This window comes from Sorangium sp. So ce321 (genome assembly GCF_051530195.1).
GTDB lineage: Bacteria > Myxococcota_A > Polyangia > Polyangiales > Polyangiaceae > Sorangium.
This window is the reverse complement of the sequence record NZ_CP150329.1, coordinates 11,118,844-11,139,027: the sequence shown is the minus strand read 5'-3', so window position 1 is coordinate 11,139,027 and position 20,184 is coordinate 11,118,844. Positions and strand designations below refer to the sequence as shown.

The following is a 20,184-nucleotide window of genomic DNA, read 5'->3' as shown; positions in this document are numbered from 1 at the left end:
GCGCATCACCGCTCGAAGGGAGACATCCATGTTCGCTATCGCTGGGGTCACTGGGAACACCGGGTCTGTTGTCGCGCGCGAGCTGCTCGCCGCCGGGGAGAAGGTGCGGGTCATCGTTCGCGACGCCGCGAAGGGGCAGGCGTGGGAGGCGAAGGGGGCTGACGTCGCTGTCGCGCAGCTCGACGACGCGGCGGCGGTCGCGCGGGCGCTCGAGGGCGTGAAGGGCGCGTATCTGCTGAGCCCGACGTCGGTCGCCTCGACCGATCCCCTCGGGGAGAGCAGGTCCCAGGTCGACGCGATGGCGCGGGCGGTCGCGGCGAGCGCGGTGCCTCATGTCGTGTTCCTCTCGTCGATCGCGGCGCACCACGCGGAGCGGACAGGGCCGATCGTGTCGGTGCACCACGCCGAGGAGAGGCTCTCTGCTGTGGCGCGGGACGTCACGTTCATCCGGCCTGCGTATTTTCTCGAGAACTGGCGCTCGGTGTTCGCGGCCGTGAAGGGCGACGGCGTGCTCCCGAGCTTCCTCCAGCCGGGGCGCGCCTTCCCGATGGTCGCGACCGAGGACATCGGCCGGGTCGCGGCGGAGCGGCTCCTCGCGGGGCCGGCGGGCCGGCGGGTCATCGAGCTCGCCGGGCCGGAGGACTACACCCCCGAGGCGATCGCGCGCGCGCTCGGCAAGGTCCTCCTCGGCAGGGAGGCGCACGTGGTGCCGCTGCCGCTGGAGCAAGTGGCGCCGGTCCTGACGTCGTTCGGCGTGTCGGCGCCGATGGCGGCGCTCTACCGCGAGCTGTACGAGTCGCTCCACACCGGCCACGTCGATTTCGAGCGGCGGGACGGCGCGGTGGTGCGCGGCAAGGTCGGCGCGGAGGCCGCGTTCGCGGCGCTGGCCGCCTGACCGACATCCTGTATGCTCCCGCGCGGCCCCTGGGGCGCTCGCCGTCATGCCGCTGATCGTCGTCGAGGACCTCCGCAAAGCGTACCGGGTGGCCGAGCGCCGGCAGGGCGCGTGGGGCGCGGTCGCCGGGCTCGTGCGCCCGCGCTACCGCGCCGTCGACGCGCTCGCGGGCGTCTCGTTCTCGCTCGAGCGGGGCGAGCTCGTCGGGTACATCGGGCCGAACGGCGCCGGCAAGTCGACCACGGTCAAGATCCTCGCGGGCGTCCTCGTGCCGGACTCGGGGCGCTGCGAGGTGGCCGGCCGCGTCCCGTGGCGCGATCGCGTCGCGCACGTGCAGCGGCTCGGGGTCGTCTTCGGCCAGCGCACCCAGCTGCTCTGGGACCTGCCGGTCATCGACTCGTTCGAGCTGCTCCGGGACATCTACCGCGTCGGCGCGGCCGATTACGCCCGCGCGCGCGACGAGCTCGTCGCGATGCTCGACCTCGCGCCGCTGCTCGACACGCCGGTGCGGCAGCTGAGCCTCGGCCAGCGGATGCGCTGCGATCTCGCGGCCGCGCTGCTCCACGCGCCCGAGCTGCTCTTCCTCGACGAGCCCACGATCGGCCTCGACGCTGTCTCGAAGCTCGCGGTGCGGCGCTTCGTCCAGCGGCTGAACCGCGAGCGCGGCGTCACGGTGATCCTGACGACGCACGACATGGACGACATCGAGGCCCTTTGCTCGCGCGTCATCCTCATCGCCGGCGGGCGGGTGCTCTCGGACGGCTCGCTCGAGGCGCTGCGCGCGCAGGTCACCGCCGAGCGCTGGCTCATCGTGGACCTCACGGACCCCGCGGCGGAGATCGCCGAGCCGCACGCCGAGGTGATCCGCCGCGAGGGCGACCGCGTGACGCTGCGCTTCGACCCGGCGGCGATCTCGACGGCGGAGCTCGTCGGGCGCGTCACCGCCCGCTACCCGGTGCGCGACCTCCTCGTGCAGAACCCGCCCATCGACGAGATCGTGGCGCGGCTCTACGGCGAGGGCGACGGCGACGGGGCGCGCGCGCGGCCGTGAGCGCGATCCTCGCTTATCACGCCCTGTTTCGCGCGCGCTTCCGCGCGCTCTTGCAGTACCGCGCGGCGGCCGCCGCCGGGTTCGCCACGCAGCTCTTCTGGGGGCTGATCAAGGTGATGGTGCTCGAGGCGTTCTACGCGAACGCCGCGGCGGGCGCGCCGCTGCCGATGGCGTTCGGGCAGGCGGTCACGTACACGTGGCTCGGCCAGGCGTTCTTCCAGCTGATGCCTTTCTCGACGAACCCCGACCCCGAGGTGCGCGAGCAGATCCGCACCGGCGCGGTGGGGTACGAGCTCGCGCGCCCGCTCGATCTCCACGCGATGTGGCTCACCCGGGCGCTCGCCTCGCGCGTCGCGCCGACGGTCCTGCGCGCGGTCCCGATGGCCGCTGTCGCCGTGCCGTTCCTCGGCATGTCGCTGCCGCCGTCGCTCGCCGCCGCCGGCGCGTGGGCGGCGGCGATGGTCGGCGCGGCGGCGCTCGTCGGCGCCTTCGCGACGGCGGTGACGTCGACGATGCTGTGGACGACGTCCGGCGATGGTATCGCGCGGATCGTGCCGTCGGTGGTCCTCATCGCCTCGGGCATGGTCGTGCCGCTGCCGCTCTTCCCGGGGTGGATGCAGCCCTGGCTCGACGCGCTGCCGTTCCGCGGCATGATGGACGCGCCGTTCCGGCTCTACCTCGGCCACCTGCCCGCGGGGGCGCTCCCGGGCGTGCTGCTGCACCAGGCGCTGTGGACGGCGGTGTTCGTGATGATCGGCCGCGCGATGGTCGCGCGCGGCTTGCGGCGGCTCGTGGTGCAGGGCGGCTGAGCGGCGGGGAACAGGCGAGGAGCGAGGGAGGAAGAGGCGAGATGCCGCGCGACGCAACAAGGCTCTACCTCCGGCTCGCCGCCGCGTCGCTGCGGTCGCAGATGCAGTATCGCGCTTCGTTCGCGATGTGGTCTGTCGGCCAGTTCATCACGGTGGGCATCGAGCTCCTCGGGGTGTGGGCGCTGTTCGACCGGTTCGGCGCGGTGCGGGGGTGGCGCTTCGCGGAGGTGGCGCTCCTGTTCGGGCTCGTCAACGTCTCGTTCGCGCTGGCCGAGTCGTTCGGCCGTGGATTCGACACCTTCTCCGCGCTGGTGAAATCCGGCGATTTCGACCGGCTCCTGCTCCGCCCGCGCTCCACGGCGTTCCAGGTGGCGACGCGGGAGTTCCAGTTCCTGCGCGCCGGGCGGCTCGCCGTCGGCGTCGTGATGCTCTTCTGGGCTGGCGCCGCGCTGGAGGTCGGGTGGACGGCGGCCAAGGTGGCGCTGCTCGCGGGCGCGGTCGGCGGCGGCGCCTGCGTTTTCTACGGGCTGCTCGTGCTCCAGGCGACGCTGTGCTTCTGGACGGTCGAGTCGCTCGAGATCATGAACACGCTGACCTACGGCGGCACGGAAGCGGCGCAGTACCCGCTGACCCTGTACCGAGACTGGTTCAGGCGGTTCTTCACGTTCGTCGTGCCGCTGGCGTTCGTGAGCTACATCCCGGCGGGGGCGCTGCTCGAGCGGCCCACGGTGCCGGCGCTGCCCGAGGCGGCGCGGTGGGCGTCGCCGGCCGTGGGGGTGGTGTTCCTGCTCGTGTCGCTGCGCATCTGGCGCTTCGGCGAGCGGAGATACCAGTCCACCGGGTCGTAGCGGGACGGGGCCAAGGGGGCGGCACCCGGAGAGGGGGCGTCGCGCGGGGTGGGGGAGGAGAGCGGCACAATCTCGAACCCGGAGCTGAATCTGAGGGCCGCGTGCGCGAGAGATACGGCAAACGCCGAGTCGGACGCGTCGGAACGGTGCCAGAGGCCATCGATGGCTCGATTCCTCTCGTATACCCGGAATCCCTCTCGTGGAGCCCCGTGCCGTGACGTCGGGGGGCACACGCAGGTCACACGGCGTGGCGAACCCGGGGAGCTACCGGTAATCAGGGCCGGAGCCGCCGGTCGATCCGCGGCGGACGTAGCGAACCAGCGGTGTCGACGAGATGCCGCCGAGCTCGCTGCCGAACGCCTCGATCACTCGCGCGGCATGTCGCGCTCCGGCTCCCATGCGCAAGGACTGCATGAACGTAACGTAGTCCAGGTCACCTGTTGACGCCGCCTCTCTGCTGGGAGATCGGATGCGCTCATCCAGAAGGGGAGGAAGACATGGAGTACGGCTTAACGGCGAAGGCGAGCACGATCGTACTGTACAGCGGTCTCGTGATGGTGCTCGCTTCGGCATGCGACTTGTCCTACACCTGCGACACGGAGGAGCCGGGAGGCGCGGGTGACGAAATCCCGACAGAATCCGTAGGAGCGGGAGACTATCCGAGCAACGGCGCAGATGACGAGCCGGAAAACGAAGAAGTGGGCAGTGCACAGCTTGAGATGGCGGGGTCCTGTTCACCAAGTAAGACATGTACAGACATGTTCGTCGATTGCCAGGATAAGGGTGGATCTTGCACGCGTCTGGTGGATCGATGGGGCACGACCCTTTGCAGGGCCTGTCAAGAAGACTGTCTTGCAAAAATTCCTTATCGCTACACCGATTGCTACAAATGTGGATTTGAATGAACATGACGAACCTTCCCGCACTTCTGGGTGCGACGCACGTCGCCTTCGGAACAATGACGGCCGAGCGCCTTGAGCGCATCGGTGCGACCAACGTGGCGCGTGCGTGCGATTGCCTCCTCGTCGGACCGAGCCTTCGGGATGTCGCGGAGCACGCTCGGATGCGACAGGCATGGTGGAACTCGCCCGAAAAGTGGGATGTCTACTTGTCAGAGGTGCGCTGGCAGCCGCCCATTGTCGTGTGGGTGTCGTCGAGACTCGACGAGCGAGTGAACCTCTGGAAGACGTGCAGCTGGTTAAACGACATGGGAATCGCGTGTCAGGACGTCCTCATCCTTGAGTTTGAGCCAGTGCCGTCCTCAGGGACCCCCGACGAACCACTGCCGCCGTTCAATTGCTGCTCATCGGTGGACCACCACCCTGACGCGGTTCTTCTGGAGCATCTCGAAAAGGCGCGTCCCTGGCCGCGTGAACGCTACGATCGCGCCGTTCGCCTCTGGGCCAATTACGTCGATGAGAACCCCTTGCCATTCGTCGAGAGCTGCCTCCGCGGTGTCGAAGGGTTTCCAGAACTTGCCCCCTTGTGGACGCTTCTCTCGTGTTTCTTTCCAAGGAGAACTTCGGAAGGAGCCTTACGCCTCAGCCGATTCGACGAGCTCATTTTTGGCCTCCTCTCGACGGAGTGGAAAACTCCATTGGCCTTGGTCGCTCACGAATCGGAAATTCAAATGAACCTCTGGCACCTCCTGTTCTGCACAGGCGACCTGTTCCTACCACGCCGGCTAGAGCACTGGGCGGACCATAGTTCGAGCGCATTCGTAGAGCGTGCGCCTGGCCCGAAGCCTCCTAACGCTGGCTACCCCATGCTCTCGGAGGTGTATCGCCTCACCGAGCGTGGCATGCGACTCCGAGAACAGGGACTCGAGCAGCTCACGGATGCGCCGAGCCTACCCCTGGCCGGGACCGAGGCGTACTCGCCTTCGGCTCCCTGGGTGCTGCTCGAAGATGGACGGCTCGCTCGACTGTAACGGCCAGCCTTGGGCATGAGCCGGCCTGCGCCCCCTTGCCCGCGCCTGCGGGCTGAGATCTCCGGCCCGCGGCAGCGCGACCTCGCGAGCACCGATCTCGCCGAGCTGGATCGCTGGCTCCGCCCAGCCGCTGCGGCTGCACGTTCCCCGGGGTCCTGCCTGCCGCAGGCACGCGAGGCATGCGAGCTCCAGCACGAGGCCGGGGGCGACGGGCAGGGAGGTTTCCGGCGGCTCAGCTCAGCAGAGCGGATGTCTGGACGCGCGAACGGCTCGACGAGCTGCTGCCCGACGCGTGGGCGCAAGCACCGCTCGTGGCTCCGGCTGCGGGCGCCGACGCGCCCTGAAACGACGCGGAGCTCGTCTTCGACACCGAGGGCCGGGGGAGCACCTCGCCGCCCCTCTCGTGTCCGCCCTTGTCCGCCCGGGCCGTGGACGGACGCTGTCCCGCGCCCAGCATCGTCGACCCCGGCAAGAGTCGCAAGGGGTGGCACCCATGGCGATGGCTGGGCGCTTACGTCTGGACGTCTCCGGCCCGCGGCAGCGCGGGAGCGCGTCCTCGCGAGCACCGACCTCGCCGAACTGGACCGCCGGGCCCGGCGGGCGGCCGTCATCAGCGACGCCAGGAAACTCTGGTGTACCTTCGTGCCCTGACGTTTGCGCCTTGCCCAGGATCGACTCGCTGGTGTCGGCGAAAGCACATTATTCCATGAGAGTCGCTGGTTCCATCAAATGAACACCCCTCATAAGTCCTCGCATCTGGGGGTTCTTGCGCACGCTTGCGGAATAGAAGTTGAAATAGTCGCGGATGCGCTCGTCGACGAACTTATCGATGCGGAGAAAGACTTCGCGGTCAGTGCAGAAGCTGTAGCTGTTGCCCCACCCCTTCAATATGCTGCTTAGTCGAGTGAGGGTGGGAACAAATGATAGATTCCTATCGTATGCCACGATGGGCGACTTCATTGTCTGCTTACTAGCGCTCAGTAAGCGAACGATCTTGGAGAATAGATCGTCTAGCTTCTCGCCGCTGGGCCTGACTCGATCTCCATCGATTTCGCAGCCGAGAAACTCAAATGGTTTGTTGGTGTACCCGCGACGTCCCTTGTCCTCGTCTTCCCAAGGATTGTAGGCGTCGAGGTTGTACTGCTTTAATATCCGGAGACTAGCCAGAAAAGCCTTGTGGACACTGTCCCGAGAAGGGCCAAGAATAATGAAGTCATCTATATATCGAAGGCAAACGATCTTCCTGCCGTTGAGTTCGCTGTCGAACTTGCGAAGGAGTGCGTTTCCAACGATGGTTGATAGGCTGCAGCCCTGAGCGACACCGGTTTCGTCAAGTGGAAACAGGCTGGCGTGTTCCCCGAGTTGGTCCAAATTGTCGAGCTCAGTAGTCACTGCATCTCGTAGAATCTTGCGGAACTTTTCGTCCTTAATGTGTTCCTCGATGACGCTGAGTGCTGCGTCTCTCGGGATTTTGCGGTAAAATTCCTTGATGTCAGATGACGCGTAATATTTGGCGCCGCTGGCCACCGCTTCTTGCGCATGTTTGATGGCGTGCTTAACCGCGCGTCCTTTAATTCCGCCGAAGCTCGTTGGTGTGTCGAGGAATTCTTGTTTTATTCGTGGTTGCTCCTGCAGCAGATCGAGGAGCGCGCGCTGTACAACCCTGTTGCGGACGGAGGCAACAACTATCGGCCGAGGCTTCTTTCCTGCGCGCCTCTTAGCTATCCCGCGCGCTGGGTCGAACTTGAATGTGCGTTCTCGCAGCTCTTCCTGAATCCGCTCCAGATTCCGCTGCTCTTCCCTGTGGAATGCTTCGATTGCGTCCCTTGTCTCCAGGGACAACGATGATCGTCCTGTGCGCAAGACATGCTTCCACGCCTTGTTGAGGACGCGCCGGCTTTTCAGCCTATCATATAGCTGTGTAGGGTCTCGTCGCGCTGAGGCCATCGGTAAGTTCGCTCAGCTGCTCTGAAGGGGCGCCCCCAGGTTATCGGCGCGGATTAGAGCCCACACCGACGCCGCCAGTCCCCGTTTGACGGTCGCTGACGGCCCCCACCTCCCGGTCAGCAGCCACTTGGGCCCCGACCAGGAACAGGCAGAGTGACAGGAGCGAGGTGATCACGCCAACGACACGCGACCACCGCCAGGTCGTGCTGACCCGAATGTGCGTGCAAGACTTCACAGGTGCCCTCCGGCTGAGTTTACCATCCTTGCGGCCATCTGTCAAATTCGATGCACGCCCGCCGGCCTCCGCCCGATGCTTGTGCCTGCTGACCGTCCGATGGCCCTCTCGCGAGGAACGAATTCCGGCCTTGTTCTGCAGAGCAGCTGAGCAGAGGTCGCCCCCAGGTTCTCGGCGCGGATTAGAGCCCACACCGACGCCGCCAGTCCCCGTTTGACGGTCGCTGACGGCCCCCACCTCCCGGTCAGCAGCCACTTGGGCCCCGACCAGGAACAGGCAGAGTGACAGGAGGCGATTTGAGGCTAACGATTGGAATTTTCCTGTCAAGGTCGCCCGCCATGATGCGGAACAGGTGCGCTCTTGTCTTATGATCGCTCACCAGCGGCGGTCTTGTAGCGCGCGGCCCGGCGCTCGCCCGCACCTCGCCGGCCAATAATGGCCAGATCGCCGGGCCGCGGCTCCGGCCAGCGCCGCCTCACCGGGAGCGCCGGGGCGTCGAACTCCCAGGCGGCGCCGAGGGAGGCTCCGCCGGCTGCTCCTGGTCCCCGTCGGGCTCGGGCCCCTTCTCGTCCTGGTCCCGGGCTGACCGGCCCCTCAGATCACCACCCACGTCGCGCCGTCGCTCACCGCGTGGGACCGGAAGAACTCGCCCTCACAGCGCGTGAGATTGCCAGTGAGGAGGAGCACGCGCGCGCCACCGGCCCTGTTCCCCTCGATGGCTTCGAAGATGACCTCAGGGATGCCGCTCGCCTCACCGAGGATGTAGAGCAGGTTCTTGCCGCTCACCCCGGCGACGGCCTCGGACTCCTTGGCGGTAAAGCCGGTGATCTCGCGGAAGTCCTTGGACTTGAGCCCGGAGCGCGCGAGCTCGTGGATCTCGCCGTCGAGCGGATGCTTCGCCCGCGCGTACATCCGGCGGAGCTCGTACCAGAGGATCTGGTTGACCTGCCGGTCCGTGACCGACGACATGACCACACGCGCGTCGTCGAACGAGGCGTAGAACCAGAGCGCGATGCCGGCGTCGGTGTTGGATTTGGAGACCTTGTGACCGGACCGGACCGAGACGCGCTTGTGGTCGCGTACCGCCTCGATGACCTCGATCTGCCGGCTCCAGGGCTCAATGCCGAGCACCTCCCGGAAGAACGCGACCGGGTTCTCGCGGTACCGGGCCGACGGCCAGTGGATGCGCCCCTCAGCCGCAGAGGCGGCGAGGATGGCGGCGGAGAGCGCGCCGGCCAGGGTCACGCGAGGACGGCGCCCGCGCTTCGCCACGCGATCGGCGATCGGTGCGGTCATGCGGCCTCCAGGTCGGCGAGCGCCTTCGCCACGGCAGCCGCCGCATCAGGGAACGGGGCCAGCGCCTTCGAGATGGCGGCTTAGTCGACGATGATGAGCTCGGACGCCGGCCCGATCTCGCCGGTGAAGCGGCCCAGGAGCTCGAGCGCGCCCTTCGCGGCGACGATGAGGGACGTCCGGTCGCGCCAGCTCGCCTCCTCGTCCTCGACGGCCTCCCGGACCAGGAGCTCGACCTTCTCGACGAGCTACAGGCAGCGGGCCCGCGCGTTCGCCACGGCCTTCAGGTCGTCCTCGCTGCCCCCCGTGCGCCGCAGCGCCCCCTTGAGGCACCCCTCGGCGTGCTCCCGCACCGCGGCGGCATCCACGAGGTGATGGCGTCCGATGGTCTTCCAGGTGTCGCCTGCGGCGACGGAGGCTTCGATGGCGGCCCGCTTCTCGCCATCTTCGGGCGTACCGGCCGGAGAACCCCCTGCACCTCCCTGCACCCCCTGCATGCACCCGCGGTGAGCGGGCGATCCCGGGTGTGCTGACGTGGGTGCGACGATTCCTCTATTTTTGAGGTTGCATCCTCAAACCTTGAGGCTACCTTGCCGGCCATGGATGCACCGGTGACCGCGAAGGCGGCCCTACTCCAAGCCCTAGTCTCGGGGCCTGGGTACGGACTCGACCTCATCGAGCGGGTAAAAAAACAAACGAATGGCGGGCTCGTGCTCGGTCAGGGCAGTGTCTACCCGGCGCTACGAGAACTCGAGCGAGAGGGGCTACTCGACAGCTACGAGGGCGAGCCCATCCCCGAACGTGGAGGCCGTCCAAGGAGATATTATAAGTTGAACGCCATGGGCGCGAGGGCTGCCATGACGCAGAAGGACGTCGTGGTGGGGCTCTTTTTGGGTATTCCGGAGGCTGGACGATGAGCTCCGACCCCCATGGCAAACTGAGCAATGCAACAATGGTGGCGGTCGATTTGTGGCTGCGTTCGGCTATACATGCCGACTCTCGTAAGAAGCCGAGGAGCGAAATAAAAGCAGCGATAGAATATCGGGTTCGTCCAGATCTCGAAAGCGCGCACTCGCCCGCGGTGGTCGAATATATCATGGATGGTATGGCGCGCGAGCTTGAGCGCCGAGTTGGGCGTGCAGCATTCAAGCCTGAAGATCTTACAAATAAGCTGCTTGCTGCGCTATATAAGATCCAGGCCAAGTCTTTCGATGCTGAGACGGGAAAGCTTGCTCGCGTGATGGACGAGGCACAGAAGAACGCTCGGCGCAACAAGCGTAAAGCCGAGCGAACGGTCTCTCGGATAGCTGCACTACAAGAGGTCCGCAAGAAGCACCATTGGATTGTGGGGCTGCCTATTGAGCAGGTTATTGCTGCGCAGCGCACGATGCTCCACACGGAGATATTGATGCGGCTCATGTTGCTCTTGGTTCCTCGGCGCTTGGTTGACGAAGAATTCGTTGATGCTATCGAGGTCGTAGCCAGCCACTTCAAGCGCTCGGCTGCCCGCTGGCCTGCCTACATCAAGCTGGTGACTGCCACACTCTGGCTTGTGGTTCACGCCGTCGGCTACGCAGCATCGAAGCTGAAAGGTTCCAAGAAGGCTTCGGGAGAGTGATAGCTGCCTAGGGATTGGGGTGGTACGGAGTTGGCGCGCGCGGGCGAGTACGTTGACGCGGACTTGATGTCGGCGTGACACCGTGCCGCGGTAGAACAGCGTGGGGTCGTCTGGGGACTCTTCTCGCCGGCAGGGCAGGTGAGCCAATGAAGGTTGTAAGAAAGAAGACGGGTCGTCGACGATCCACCAAGGCACATCTGGTTGAAATCACGGTTGGCCGTCGTCCGAAAGATGGCTCAAATCAGAAGGTGTATCGATGGCTCAATGTCGCGGGCGAAATAGGTAAGGACGGGGTTACGGTAAAGTTTGGGGTACGCGCGGACAATGCCCGCCAGTCCGAACGCACTGAGACGCTGGCTCGGGTTCACGAGCAGCACCCCTGGATTGCGAGGTTGCCTGTCGAACGGGTCGCCCGCGCGCAGCGTGTGATGCTCTCGATCGAATATGTAGCCAGTGTGCTCGTCCTTTGTATGCCTAAGCGTATTGTGGACGAAGAGATTGGGGACGCCTGTGAGGTCATTGTCGAACATTTCAGGCGTTCGCCTGCGCCATCTCCTGTATATGTGAAGCTGGTAACGACCGTGTTTTGGGTCTTGATTCACGCCATCGGACATTTCGTCTCCCAGGCGCGAGGTTCAAGCAAGTCCTCGGGCGAGAAGTAGGCAAGCCGTCTGGATTCTGCCTATTCGGCTCCTCCGTTCGTAGCTACGACTTGCCACCTGTTCGCGCCGGAGCGGGTCTTGGTTGGCGTCACCTCCAGCTTGTGCTGACCGACGACCCTCCCTCGCAGCTTTCCGAGTTCGAAGCCGAGACGGCTCGCGTCGGGCATGCTGCCCGGCCTAGTTCTCACCAGGAGCTCGATCGCCTCTCGCAGATCGTCGTAGCCGTCCGGCGCCACATGCTGCCCCCGGACGCGTTCGATCGGGTAGAGCACCTGGAGCATCGTCTTCGCGGTTAACCCCGTTTTCTGAGCGTCGAGGCGAGGCAAGTCCCGCAGGATGACGGCGAGCGCTAGCTTCTCGGGCTCCTCCCGTCCCTCGATGCTGGGCCGGGTGAGCATGGGGTCAGCGCCACCGGCGAAGACGACGGCAGCGGGCACGAACTGAGCCCACGGGCTGAAGGAGCCCCAGGGCTTGACGCCGCCCTGCGGGCAGCCGGCGACGAAGAAGGCGCGCAGGAGCGTCAGCGTCGCGGCGACGAGGCGCGTCCGCTCGGTGCGGACCCACCCCAGGAGGTCGGGGTGCATGAACTCGGCGCGGTCCTCCGGGTTCTCAAGGTCGCTTTCGAGCCGGGAGATGAGCACCCGGCGCGCAGTGTCGCCGGTCAGGGTGATGTTGTTCCCGGTCGCCACGATGACGGAGCGCCAGCGCAGGGTCGGGATCTCGCTCTTGCCCAGGATGCGGAGCTCGACGGTGTCTTCGGCCGTCAGGCAGCGGTCGAGGGGCCCGCCTCCGAACTGCCGGGTGATGTTGTCGAAGTTCACGATCGCGGTGCCCCGGAGGGCGTACACCCCGAGGACCTTCTCCAACTCGGCGTCGTCCGACGGGTAGTTCATCTTGGCCGTGGTTCTGCCGGTCGCGATGAGGGACACGACGTCGCTCTGCAGGGTCTTGCCGCTGCCCCTCGTCGAGGCGTCGAACAAGAAGGCCGGGACAGCGCCCGGGATGGCTGGCCTGGCGATGAGCGTGAGGATCGCGGCGATCGCCGTGTACCGGTGCTCGTCGGACTTGTAGGGGAACTCGCAGAGGTGAGCAGGCCGCCGCCGAGCGGCGACCAGCCCATCACGCCGAGGCCGAAGGCGTCGGCCATCGGGAGCAGCTCGCGCTCGGTCGTGCGCTGGATCAGGCTGTACTCGGTCTGGAGGGCGGCGATAGGCGCCCAGCCGCGCAGATCCGCCGTCCGGGCAGCGGCGGCGACCCGCCAGGCCGGGAAATTGGAGAGGCCCGCATACACGATCTTCCCGGCGCGGACGAGGTCGTCGAGGCCCCGCGCGATCTCGTCGACGGGGGTCACGCGGTCGTCCATGTGGACGAAATAGAGGTCGATGCGGTCGGTCGCGAGGCGCTTCAGGCTGCCCTCGACCGCCGGGGCTCCGCGTCCTCGCTGTGGCTTGAATCAGGCCGGCTACTTGAAGATCGAGAGGGGCACGGCGTTCGCCATCGCCTCGTGGCCGGCGTCATTGGGGTGCAGGTGATCGCCGCTGTCGAACGAGGCGAGGATCTTCGCGGGCTGCTCCGGGTCACGCACGGCGGCCTCGAAATCGATGACCCCGTCGTAGGAGGTGTTGCCACGGATCCACGCGTTGACCTCCTGGCGTATGGCCTCCCCCTCGGGCGTATAGTAGGGCGGGAACGCTTCCTCGAACGGCAGGAGCGTGCCGATGAACGCCTTGACCCCCCTCGCCCTCGCCTTGTCGGCGAGCGACGTGAGCCCGTCAATCATCTGGGCGGCAGTCACCTTCTCGGCGGCCCCCAGAAAACCCGGCACTCCGATGTCGTTGATCCCGATCAAGATGATGGCGTGCGTCACGCCCGGCGTCCCCAGCACGTCGCGCTCGAAGCGCGACACGGCGCTCGGACCGATGTCGTCCCGGAGCAGCCTGTTCCCGCCGAGGCCCTGGTTGACGACCGCGACCCTCCGCGTCTCCGGATCCGCCTGGAGCCGCGCGAAGAGCCGATCCGAGTAGCGCCTGTCGGCGTCGATCGTCGATGTCGAGCCGTCCGTGATCGAGTCGCCGAACGTGACGACGACCTTCTGGGGCTCCGTGGACTCGACGTCGACGCCCGCCAGCCAGTACGTGGACGTCATGTTGGTCGGTGACGTCAAGGTCTCGCCGGCCGCCTGGTTTCCCGTGGCGACCGCGTGCGTCGTGAAGGAGAACGGGTGCCACGTCGCAGGCTCCGACGTCGCCGCGCTGTGAATGCTCACGAGGAGGCGGTCGCCCGGGCTCACCGCGAGATCCACGCCGTCGCTCACCGCCTCGCTGGCCGGCGGGACCGACGCGCTCGGCTGGCCGGAGAACTGGACCCGCCGGTCGGTGCCCGGCGTCGAGACGAAGGGCGAAGCCTCCTTCGCCACGCGGACCTCGGCGAGCTCCAGCGGCTGGGTCCCGAAGAGGTTCGAAAGCCGCAGCCGGACCCGATCGCCGGAGGCGGTGACGACGAGCCTCTGGCGCAAGGTCTCGTCGCTGAAGCTACGCGGCATCACGTCGAGGAACGACGAATCCGCCCCCTGCATCGTCGTCCCCCACGCGGCTGTCCAGCTCGCGACGGGCACCTCGTCGTCCCCGCCGCAGCCGGCGGCGGCGAGGGCCAACACAAACGCTCCCAGGGTCGCCGGGCGAGTAAATTTCGAACCGATCATCACGCACCTCCTCCACGCACAAGCAGGTCATTGACATCGAGCTGCGGCTCTTGCCCGCGCCATGCGCTACGCGGCCCGGCGGTCTCGGCGGGCCCACGCGACGAGCCCGAACACGACGAAGAGCACGGCCGGGATCGACGCGAGATACCAGGGAGGGAGCACCAGGAGGTGCGTGAGGACCGCGCCTCCCATGACGCCCGCGAGCAAGAGCGCGGCGCGGCTGCACACCCGCGGGATCAAGAGCCCGATGCCACCGACGAGCTCGAGGCCGCCCACGAAGTACTGAAACCACACACCGAGCCCGATCCTGGCGAAGCTGTCGACCATCTCCTGCTGGAGCCCGAGGAGCTTGTTGACGCCCCCGAAAGCGAACGCCGCCGAGAGGAGGATCTGCAGCGCCCAGAGGGCGATGTTCGCGGGGCGCCAGCGCTTGGCCGTGGGGGCAGCCAGGGTCACGCTCGCGGTCGCAGTCATGGATTGCATCGTCGTGTCTCCTTCACGAAGCCGGGCTCCCGGGGGTTGGCGACCGGGTTGACGACCCAGGCTTCACCGGGGCGACGAACGACCGCCGGCGGGATCGACAGAGCGAGAGGTTTTTTTTCGCGCTCCCGCGCGGCGCACGGCCGGGGCCTGGACTGGAGGAAGAGGATCAGCGAAGCAGGGGCCACCCCGATGCGGGGTAACCCAGCAGATCTACAGAATTTCCAGGGTGTTCGGGGCGCCCGACGGAGATGGCGCACCCGGCCGATGCCTGGTTCGGCGTGGGGGCCGGCGGTGAACGGTGAACGCCGGCTATCATGCGGCCGCGGTTTTCACCGATCGGACGCGGGACGCGATGATCACCGACACTCCGGGCCGAGAGGACGTGACCCGTCGCGCCCCTGTCCCCCACGCGCCGGAGCAGCCGCCCTGGCGCGCGGAAGCGCGCGTCACCAGGTTCCGTCGAACCAGCTGTGCGTGAGGCTGTTGTCCGTGCCCCGCGCGAACACGTCGATCCGTCCGTTCCCCCAGCTCACCGCGTCCGGCGAAGCCGTGAGATTGCCGCCCAGCCATTCCCAGTCCGCCCAGCCTCCCTGGTAGTACTTGTGCCAGAGCGCGTTGTCCCCACCCCGCGCGAACACGTCGAGCCGGCCTGAGCCCCAGGAGGACACCCCGGGCGCAGACGTCAGCGAACCGCCGAGCGACTCCCAGCTCGACCAGCTGCCCTGGAAATACTTGTGCGTGAGGCTGTTATCCGTGCCCCGCGCGAACACGTCGATTCGCCCGCTGGACCAGCTGACGGCCGCCGGATCGGAGGTGAGGCTGCCGCCGAGCGACTCCCAGTCCGCCCAGCCCCCCTGGTAATACTTGTGCTGGAGCGAGTTGTCCGTACCCCGCGCGAAGACGTCGAGCCGACCAGAGCCCCAGGAGCTCACCGCCGGGCCGGACGTCAGCGAACCGCCGAGCGACTCCCAGCTCGACCAGCTGCCCTGGAAATACTTGTGCGTGAGGCTGTTATCCGTGCCCCGCGCGAACACGTCGATTCGCCCGCTGGACCAGCTGACGGCCGCCGGATCGGAGGTGAGGCTGCCGCCCAGCGATTCCCAGGCCGACCAGCCCCCCTGGTAGTACTTGTGCCAGAGCGCGTTGTCCCCACCCCGCGCGAACACGTCGAGCCGACCGGAGCCCCAGGAGCTCACCGCCGGGCCGGACGTCAGCGAACCGCCGAGCGACTCCCAGCGCGCACCGTAGAGCGCAGCGGCGCCGTTGATGTCTCGGATCGTCAGGTTGAGGTCGCCGGTGGTCGTGCCGTTGCACTGCGGGTAATGCATCACCGAGGCCGAGTCGTAGGTGGTCAGCGCGCGCCAGCTGCTGTCCTCAAAGCACGTGCCCGCCTCGGGCCGCGTGTGCTCGTGTCGGAAGCCGAGCGTGTGGCCGAGCTCGTGTCTCAGGATGCCCGCGAGCGTAAAGGGGGAGATAACCCCGAAGGAGGTCGAGTCGATGAGCACGTTGCGGTTGGAGCGGCTGTAGTTCGGGAAGAACGCGCGAGCCAAGTAAGGCTGGCCGCTCACCGGTCTGACGTCGAAGACGACGTTGCTGTTGCCAGCGTTGCACGAGGAGTCCTGGTCCGATCGGTAGTCGAAGTTGACGTACGCCGCCCCCTCCCACGCCGCGGTGGCGCTCGCCATGGCAGCGACCACGGCGCTGTGATTCCCGCCAAACGATGTGCTCACGCAGTACGTGATGCTCAGCTTCTGCGTGTCGTTCCACTTGTCGTCCACGCCGCCGCTCTGGTCGACGATGAGCGCGCCATGCAGGAGATGGCGCTCGTAGAACTTCTTGAGTTCGTCGAGGCTGTCGATGGGCGTATCGCCGTCCACGATATAGAGCCCTGTGTCCCGCTCCTGATACGTGCTCGCCACGAACTCCTCGAAGCTGAGCTGCGTGTCGCTCACGTCCTCAGGGACGCCGGAGTCGACGGGCGCTTCCCCCACGCATCCGAGCAACGCGAGAGCCGAGGACGAGAAGGCAAAGTAGCCAATTGCAACGAAGCGATGATTCAAGAGCCTGGAAGTCGTCATCACATGACCTCTCGATGGCCTGTCCCTGGTCAGGGAGAATGCCGGCGCCGCGGTGAGAGCTGCCGGACCGCACCGTGTGGTCCTATGCTGAGCTCGCCTGGCGAGGCGCGTCCTAGCAAGCGATGTGCCACGTGCGCACAGCGACTCAACTCCGCGGCAATAGGGGTTTTGCGCGAAGGGAGTCGCGCGATGACGCAGTTTTGCTGCAATATTGCGCCGCCGCTGTGATGGAGCTGCATGGCGCGTCGAAAGTTTGCGGGATTACACAATGGGTTGCGCAACGACACCCGCGTGCCCGCGCCGGCGGGTGTGCTCTGTCGCTGTAATTTTCGATCTGTGTGGCACGAACCTCGAGCTCGGCCGCGGGCGGCGACGGCGAGCTACAGCGAGCGTCTCGCTCGGAGGAGCAGCTTCTCGAGCTCGCGCTTGACCAGGAGGTCGCGGTACTTGGGATCGAGCTGGTCAATCAGGCTCCGCGTGAGCGCCTCCCGCTGCCGCCTGCGGATCGAGTCGCGGCGGCGTCGAGATGCGCGCGCGTCGCGCGTCGAGATGTGATACGCGGGCCTCATGTCCCGAGACGTCGAGCTCCAGTGTCGTTGCGGAAAGGTCCACGGATGGCTGCGCGATGCGTCGCCGAGCACGGTGAACCACGCCATCTGCTACTGCGACGACTGCCAGGCCTTCCTGCACCACCTCGGCCGCGCGGACCTGCTCGACGAGCACGGCGGCTCGGACATCGTGCAGGTCGCTCCCGCGATGGTCTCGTTCGACCGCGGCAGCGACCTCATCACCGCCGTGCGCCTCACGCCGAAGGCCCTCTATCGCTGGTACGCGAGCTGTTGCAAGACGCCGCTCGGCAACACGCCGACGCCGAAGCTGCCGGTCCTCGGCATCGTCACCGAGCTGTTCCAGAAGGCGCCGAGCGCGCGCCCGTCCGACGAGGTCTTCGGCCCGCCAGCCGGCCGGATCTACGGCCAGTTCGCGGTCGGCGAGCCGCCGCCCGGGTCGGTGAAGCTGGACGTGCGCCTCATCGCGCGCCTGATCCGGAAGCTGCTCGGCTGGAAGCTCCGCGGCAAGGGGTGGCCACACCCGTTCTTCGATCGCGCGAGCGGCGACCCGAAGTACCCGGTCACGGTGCTGTCCACGGCCGAGCGCGAGGCGCTGCGCCCGCTCTGCGGCCCGCGCCCCGCGCGCGCGTGAAAGGCCGGCTCGGACGGGGAGGCGACGCCGGGCGCGACCCGACCCGGCGCGCCTGCGCCTCGTCGAGGCCGCTCTACAGCGCGCGTCGTCGCGCTCCTCGCCCCGCTCAGGGGCTGAACGCCTCCGAGACGTCGGTCAGCCCGAAGCCTTGCTGCGTCCCGCCGCCGGGAACGTAGATCGCCCCGTCGACGGCGACCGCGCCGGTGCCGTGGCGCGGCGTCCGCATCGGCGCGAGCACCTCCCACGTGTCGGTGGCCGTATCGTAGACCTCGTTGTCGTCGAAGACGCCCTGCGCGCCCGGCGCCGGGTTGCCCTCGCCGCCGATGACGTAGATCTTCCCGCCCTCCGCGGCCGCCGCGACGCCGCCGCGCGCCGTCGGCATCGGCGCGCGCGTCGACCACGTGCCGGCCGACAGATCGTACGCGAACACAGTATCCTTGACGTTCTCCTGGCCATTCGCCCGCCCGCCGAGCACATAGAACGTCGAGCCGACGACCGCGCCGCCCACGTGATCGCGCGGCTCGGGCGGCTCCGGCAGCGTCTCCCACTCGCCCGTCGCGACGTCGTACGCGGAGAACTCGGGCACCGTGTCCTGGAAGGCCTCCGAGAGCGAGCGCAGCCCGCCCGCGAGGTAGATCTTCGTGCCGTGCGCGCCGACGGCCGCGCTGCCTCGCTCCGTGCCCGCAGGCATGGGCGCGAGCTCCGTCCACGCGTCCGTGCCGGGGTCGTACTCGAGCACGTCGCCGACAGCCGTCCAGGGGAAGTCGCCGACCATGCCGCCGAGCAGGTAGATCTTCCCGCCGAGCGCCGCGACGTTCGGGTGATTCAGCGCGACAGGCAGCGGCGCGGCCTCGGACCACGCGTCCTCGCCCGGGTCGTAGACCTCGACGCGCCCGGTGTTCAGCCCATCGCCGCCGGCGCCGGCGATGACGTAGACCTTGCCGTCGAGCGCCACGACGCCGTGCTCCTGGCGCGGGCCGCCCGCGATGGCGGGGAGATCGCGCCAGCCGGCATGATCGTCGGCGCTGGCGCCATCGCCGGGGCTCCCTTCACCGGTGCAGGCGAGCGTGGACAGGGAGAGGCCGAGAGAGAAGCAGAGGGCAGTGATGGATCGCATGATGCTCTTTCCTCACGATGTCTGGTGATGACGAACCTGGTATGGGCCACGAATGGCGATCGTGCGCGTTGCGCGTTCCTCCGTTGTGGTGCACCTTGATGGTGCGCCTGCAGGCGCAGACGCACCATCCGAGTTCGTCCGTCGTTCTTGATTCATCGTCTGGCAGGAGGAGGTCTCGTGGACGCGCTCAGTGACGTACTCCAGGCGATCCGCCTCGCGAGCAACGTGTTCAAACGAGCCGAGCTCTCGGCGCCCTGGGGCCTTCGCCTGCAGGGCGGCGCGCTGGCGGGCTTCCATTACGTCGTGCGCGGGAGCTGCTGGCTCACGGTGGAGGGGACCTCGGCGCCCGCCACGGCGCTCTCGGGAGGTGACCTCGTGCTCCTGCCGCTCGGCCATGCGCACACGCTGCGCGACAGGGCGAAGAGCCCCGTCCGGAGCATCGAGGCGTTGATCTCGGAAGCCGGCGGCGACGACGTCCTCAGGTCCGGCGGCGGTGGCCCGACAACGACCCTCATCTCGGGCTGCTTCACGTTCGAGGACCGGTCGAGGAACCCGCTCCTCGCCTCGTTGCCCCCGCTCATCCGCATCACGTCCGATCAGGGGTGCGCGGTGCCGTGGCTCGAGCAGAACCTCCAGTTCATCGCCGCCGAGTCCGCGTCGCCTCGACCGGGCTCCCACGTCGTCCTCACGCGCATCGCCGACGTCATCTTCGTGCAGGCCCTCCGGGCCTTCATCGAGAGGCTCCCCGACGACTCCGGAGGCTTCCTCAGGGCGCTGCGGGAGCCGCACATCGGACAGGCCCTCGGGCTGATGCACAGGCAGCTGGAGCACCCCTGGACGGTCGAGAGCCTCGCCTCGAAGTGCGGCCTCTCGCGCTCCACGTTCGCGGAGCGCTTCAAGCAGACCGTCGGCGAGCCGCCCCTCGGCTACCTGACACGGCTCCGCATGGAGCGCGCGACCGCGCTGCTCCGCGCGGGCTCGACCCTCGCCGACGTGGCGCAGCGGACGGGGTACTCGTCGGAAGCCGCCTTGAGCCACGCCTTCCGCCAGTGGGCGGGCACCCCCCCGGGAGCTTACCGCAAGGCACAGCAGCAAACGCGAGGAGCCCGGCCAGGCGACAGCCATGCCCACGGCGACGCTGCGGCGCGTACCCCCTCGAACGCAGCAAAGTAGCTGCTCTCTCGCGGGCGACACGGGCCTCGAGCTTGTACGCGATCTCGCGCTCGGGAGAGAGCAGAACATCATCCTCTTCCGTCACGAGCGATGCACGGACGAGCAGATCGAGCGGCCGTGGACATCACGCTCCCAGGCGCCTCG

Annotated in this window: 21 protein-coding genes and 1 pseudogene; 12 read left to right on the top strand and 10 right to left on the bottom strand. The window is 67.3% G+C overall.

The genetic code is table 11. The features are described from left to right. Nucleotides 1-28: 28 nt before the first annotated feature. From WME89_RS41255 to WME89_RS41230, 6 genes are all read left to right on the top strand, one after another. Nucleotides 29-895 (top strand): NmrA family NAD(P)-binding protein, encoded by an 867-nt coding sequence (locus WME89_RS41255; protein ID WP_438005070.1) that lies wholly within the window; start codon nucleotides 29-31, stop codon nucleotides 893-895. Between the two features lie 46 nt (nucleotides 896-941). Beyond that, nucleotides 942-1,946 (top strand): ABC transporter ATP-binding protein, encoded by a 1,005-nt coding sequence (locus tag WME89_RS41250; protein WP_438005069.1) that lies wholly within the window; start codon nucleotides 942-944, stop codon nucleotides 1,944-1,946. Next, nucleotides 1,943-2,755, top strand: coding sequence for an ABC transporter permease (locus WME89_RS41245; protein WP_438005068.1), 813 nt, complete (start codon nucleotides 1,943-1,945; stop codon nucleotides 2,753-2,755). Before WME89_RS41250 ends, WME89_RS41245 begins: the two co-directional genes overlap by 4 nt. Nucleotides 2,756-2,796: 41 nt before the next feature. Then, complete coding sequence (locus tag WME89_RS41240) at nucleotides 2,797-3,603, top strand: ABC transporter permease (protein ID WP_438005067.1); 807 nt, start codon at nucleotides 2,797-2,799, stop codon at nucleotides 3,601-3,603. Between the two features lie 497 nt (nucleotides 3,604-4,100). Next, nucleotides 4,101-4,508 carry a hypothetical protein gene (locus tag WME89_RS41235; protein WP_438005066.1) on the top strand — a complete coding sequence of 136 codons (408 nt, stop codon included), beginning with the start codon at nucleotides 4,101-4,103 and terminating at the stop codon, nucleotides 4,506-4,508. Then, on the top strand, nucleotides 4,505-5,533 hold the full coding sequence (locus WME89_RS41230) for a hypothetical protein (RefSeq protein WP_438005065.1): 1,029 nt from the start codon (nucleotides 4,505-4,507) through the stop codon (nucleotides 5,531-5,533). The genes WME89_RS41235 and WME89_RS41230 overlap by 4 nt, the downstream gene beginning before the upstream one ends. 699 nt (nucleotides 5,534-6,232) lie before the next feature. Here WME89_RS41230 and WME89_RS41225 read toward each other — a convergent pair. The 3 genes from WME89_RS41225 to WME89_RS41215 all read right to left on the bottom strand — a co-directional run bounded on the left by WME89_RS41225 (nucleotide 6,233) and on the right by WME89_RS41215 (nucleotide 9,496). Then, entirely contained in the window at nucleotides 6,233-7,375 is a 1,143-nt protein-coding gene (locus WME89_RS41225; RefSeq protein WP_438005064.1) for a reverse transcriptase domain-containing protein, read from the bottom strand. Nucleotides 7,376-8,309: 934 nt separating this feature from the next. Further along, complete coding sequence (locus WME89_RS41220; protein WP_438005063.1) at nucleotides 8,310-9,011, bottom strand: hypothetical protein; 702 nt, start codon at nucleotides 9,009-9,011, stop codon at nucleotides 8,310-8,312. Nucleotides 9,012-9,256: 245 nt separating this feature from the next. Then, nucleotides 9,257-9,496: a hypothetical protein gene (locus WME89_RS41215; protein ID WP_438005062.1), complete on the bottom strand. Its 240-nt coding sequence runs from the start codon at nucleotides 9,494-9,496 to the stop codon at nucleotides 9,257-9,259. Nucleotides 9,497-9,619: 123 nt separating this feature from the next. On the opposite strand from WME89_RS41215, the gene WME89_RS41210 reads away from it, so the two are divergent. The 3 genes from WME89_RS41210 (at nucleotide 9,620) to WME89_RS41200 (ending at nucleotide 11,288) form a co-directional block, all read left to right on the top strand. After that, the gene (locus WME89_RS41210) at nucleotides 9,620-9,925 is read left to right on the top strand and encodes a PadR family transcriptional regulator (RefSeq protein ID WP_438005061.1); all 306 of its coding nucleotides are present in this window, start codon (nucleotides 9,620-9,622) and stop codon (nucleotides 9,923-9,925) included. Then, the gene (locus WME89_RS41205) at nucleotides 9,922-10,626 is read left to right on the top strand and encodes a hypothetical protein (RefSeq protein WP_438005060.1); all 705 of its coding nucleotides are present in this window, start codon (nucleotides 9,922-9,924) and stop codon (nucleotides 10,624-10,626) included. Before WME89_RS41210 ends, WME89_RS41205 begins: the two co-directional genes overlap by 4 nt. 146 nt (nucleotides 10,627-10,772) lie before the next feature. After that, nucleotides 10,773-11,288: a hypothetical protein gene (locus WME89_RS41200; protein ID WP_438005059.1), complete on the top strand. Its 516-nt coding sequence runs from the start codon at nucleotides 10,773-10,775 to the stop codon at nucleotides 11,286-11,288. A 20-nt stretch (nucleotides 11,289-11,308) separates the two neighbouring features. On the opposite strand, the gene WME89_RS41195 is transcribed toward WME89_RS41200, so the two are convergent. After that, nucleotides 11,309-12,217 carry a hypothetical protein gene (locus WME89_RS41195; RefSeq protein ID WP_438005058.1) on the bottom strand — a complete coding sequence of 303 codons (909 nt, stop codon included), beginning with the start codon at nucleotides 12,215-12,217 and terminating at the stop codon, nucleotides 11,309-11,311. Between WME89_RS41195 and WME89_RS41190 the strand changes: the two genes are divergently transcribed. Further along, entirely contained in the window at nucleotides 12,207-12,359 is a 153-nt protein-coding gene (locus WME89_RS41190; protein ID WP_438005057.1) for a hypothetical protein, read from the top strand. The two genes, WME89_RS41195 and WME89_RS41190, sit on opposite strands and share 11 nt — an antisense overlap. Nucleotides 12,360-12,372: 13 nt before the next feature. On the opposite strand, the pseudogene WME89_RS41185 reads toward WME89_RS41190, so the two are convergent. From WME89_RS41185 to WME89_RS41165, 5 genes and pseudogenes are all read right to left on the bottom strand, one after another. Beyond that, nucleotides 12,373-12,711, bottom strand: a pseudogene (locus WME89_RS41185) (aldo/keto reductase); the annotation flags it as partial. A gap of 39 nt (nucleotides 12,712-12,750) precedes the next feature. Beyond that, a complete protein-coding gene (locus WME89_RS41180; protein WP_438005056.1) occupies nucleotides 12,751-13,989 on the bottom strand; it encodes an SGNH/GDSL hydrolase family protein in 1,239 nt (412 codons plus the stop codon). A gap of 66 nt (nucleotides 13,990-14,055) precedes the next feature. Further along, a complete protein-coding gene (locus tag WME89_RS41175) occupies nucleotides 14,056-14,472 on the bottom strand; it encodes a DoxX family protein (protein WP_438005055.1) in 417 nt (138 codons plus the stop codon). A gap of 446 nt (nucleotides 14,473-14,918) precedes the next feature. Then, nucleotides 14,919-16,550 carry a hypothetical protein gene (locus WME89_RS41170; RefSeq protein ID WP_438005054.1) on the bottom strand — a complete coding sequence of 544 codons (1,632 nt, stop codon included), beginning with the start codon at nucleotides 16,548-16,550 and terminating at the stop codon, nucleotides 14,919-14,921. Nucleotides 16,551-16,930: 380 nt separating this feature from the next. Then, on the bottom strand, nucleotides 16,931-17,119 hold the full coding sequence (locus WME89_RS41165; RefSeq protein ID WP_438005053.1) for a hypothetical protein: 189 nt from the start codon (nucleotides 17,117-17,119) through the stop codon (nucleotides 16,931-16,933). Here WME89_RS41165 and WME89_RS41160 point away from each other — a divergent pair. Continuing rightward, the gene (locus WME89_RS41160) at nucleotides 17,118-17,750 is read left to right on the top strand and encodes a DUF6151 family protein (protein WP_438005052.1); all 633 of its coding nucleotides are present in this window, start codon (nucleotides 17,118-17,120) and stop codon (nucleotides 17,748-17,750) included. The genes WME89_RS41165 and WME89_RS41160 overlap by 2 nt on opposite strands. Nucleotides 17,751-17,856: 106 nt before the next feature. On the opposite strand, the gene WME89_RS41155 is transcribed toward WME89_RS41160, so the two are convergent. Beyond that, complete coding sequence (locus WME89_RS41155) at nucleotides 17,857-18,867, bottom strand: Kelch repeat-containing protein (protein WP_438005051.1); 1,011 nt, start codon at nucleotides 18,865-18,867, stop codon at nucleotides 17,857-17,859. A 177-nt stretch (nucleotides 18,868-19,044) separates the two neighbouring features. Between WME89_RS41155 and WME89_RS41150 the strand changes: the two genes are divergently transcribed. Next, nucleotides 19,045-20,040, top strand: coding sequence for a cupin domain-containing protein (locus tag WME89_RS41150; RefSeq protein WP_438005050.1), 996 nt, complete (start codon nucleotides 19,045-19,047; stop codon nucleotides 20,038-20,040). Nucleotides 20,041-20,184 lie beyond the last annotated feature (144 nt).

Coding starts and splice junctions, on each gene's coding strand:
- WME89_RS41190 (WP_438005057.1), top strand. CDS start 12,207: ATGAGGGACACGACGTCGCTCTGCAGGGTCTTGCCGCTGCCCCTCGTC.
- WME89_RS41180 (WP_438005056.1), bottom strand. CDS start 13,989: ATGATCGGTTCGAAATTTACTCGCCCGGCGACCCTGGGAGCGTTTGTG.
- WME89_RS41160 (WP_438005052.1), top strand. CDS start 17,118: ATGTCCCGAGACGTCGAGCTCCAGTGTCGTTGCGGAAAGGTCCACGGA.
- WME89_RS41170 (WP_438005054.1), bottom strand. CDS start 16,550: ATGACGACTTCCAGGCTCTTGAATCATCGCTTCGTTGCAATTGGCTAC.
- WME89_RS41175 (WP_438005055.1), bottom strand. CDS start 14,472: ATGCAATCCATGACTGCGACCGCGAGCGTGACCCTGGCTGCCCCCACG.
- WME89_RS41220 (WP_438005063.1), bottom strand. CDS start 9,011: ATGACCGCACCGATCGCCGATCGCGTGGCGAAGCGCGGGCGCCGTCCT.
- WME89_RS41155 (WP_438005051.1), bottom strand. CDS start 18,867: ATGCGATCCATCACTGCCCTCTGCTTCTCTCTCGGCCTCTCCCTGTCC.
- WME89_RS41240 (WP_438005067.1), top strand. CDS start 2,797: ATGCCGCGCGACGCAACAAGGCTCTACCTCCGGCTCGCCGCCGCGTCG.
- WME89_RS41200 (WP_438005059.1), top strand. CDS start 10,773: ATGAAGGTTGTAAGAAAGAAGACGGGTCGTCGACGATCCACCAAGGCA.
- WME89_RS41250 (WP_438005069.1), top strand. CDS start 942: ATGCCGCTGATCGTCGTCGAGGACCTCCGCAAAGCGTACCGGGTGGCC.
- WME89_RS41165 (WP_438005053.1), bottom strand. CDS start 17,119: ATGAGGCCCGCGTATCACATCTCGACGCGCGACGCGCGCGCATCTCGA.
- WME89_RS41235 (WP_438005066.1), top strand. CDS start 4,101: ATGGAGTACGGCTTAACGGCGAAGGCGAGCACGATCGTACTGTACAGC.
- WME89_RS41255 (WP_438005070.1), top strand. CDS start 29: ATGTTCGCTATCGCTGGGGTCACTGGGAACACCGGGTCTGTTGTCGCG.
- WME89_RS41230 (WP_438005065.1), top strand. CDS start 4,505: ATGAACATGACGAACCTTCCCGCACTTCTGGGTGCGACGCACGTCGCC.
- WME89_RS41205 (WP_438005060.1), top strand. CDS start 9,922: ATGAGCTCCGACCCCCATGGCAAACTGAGCAATGCAACAATGGTGGCG.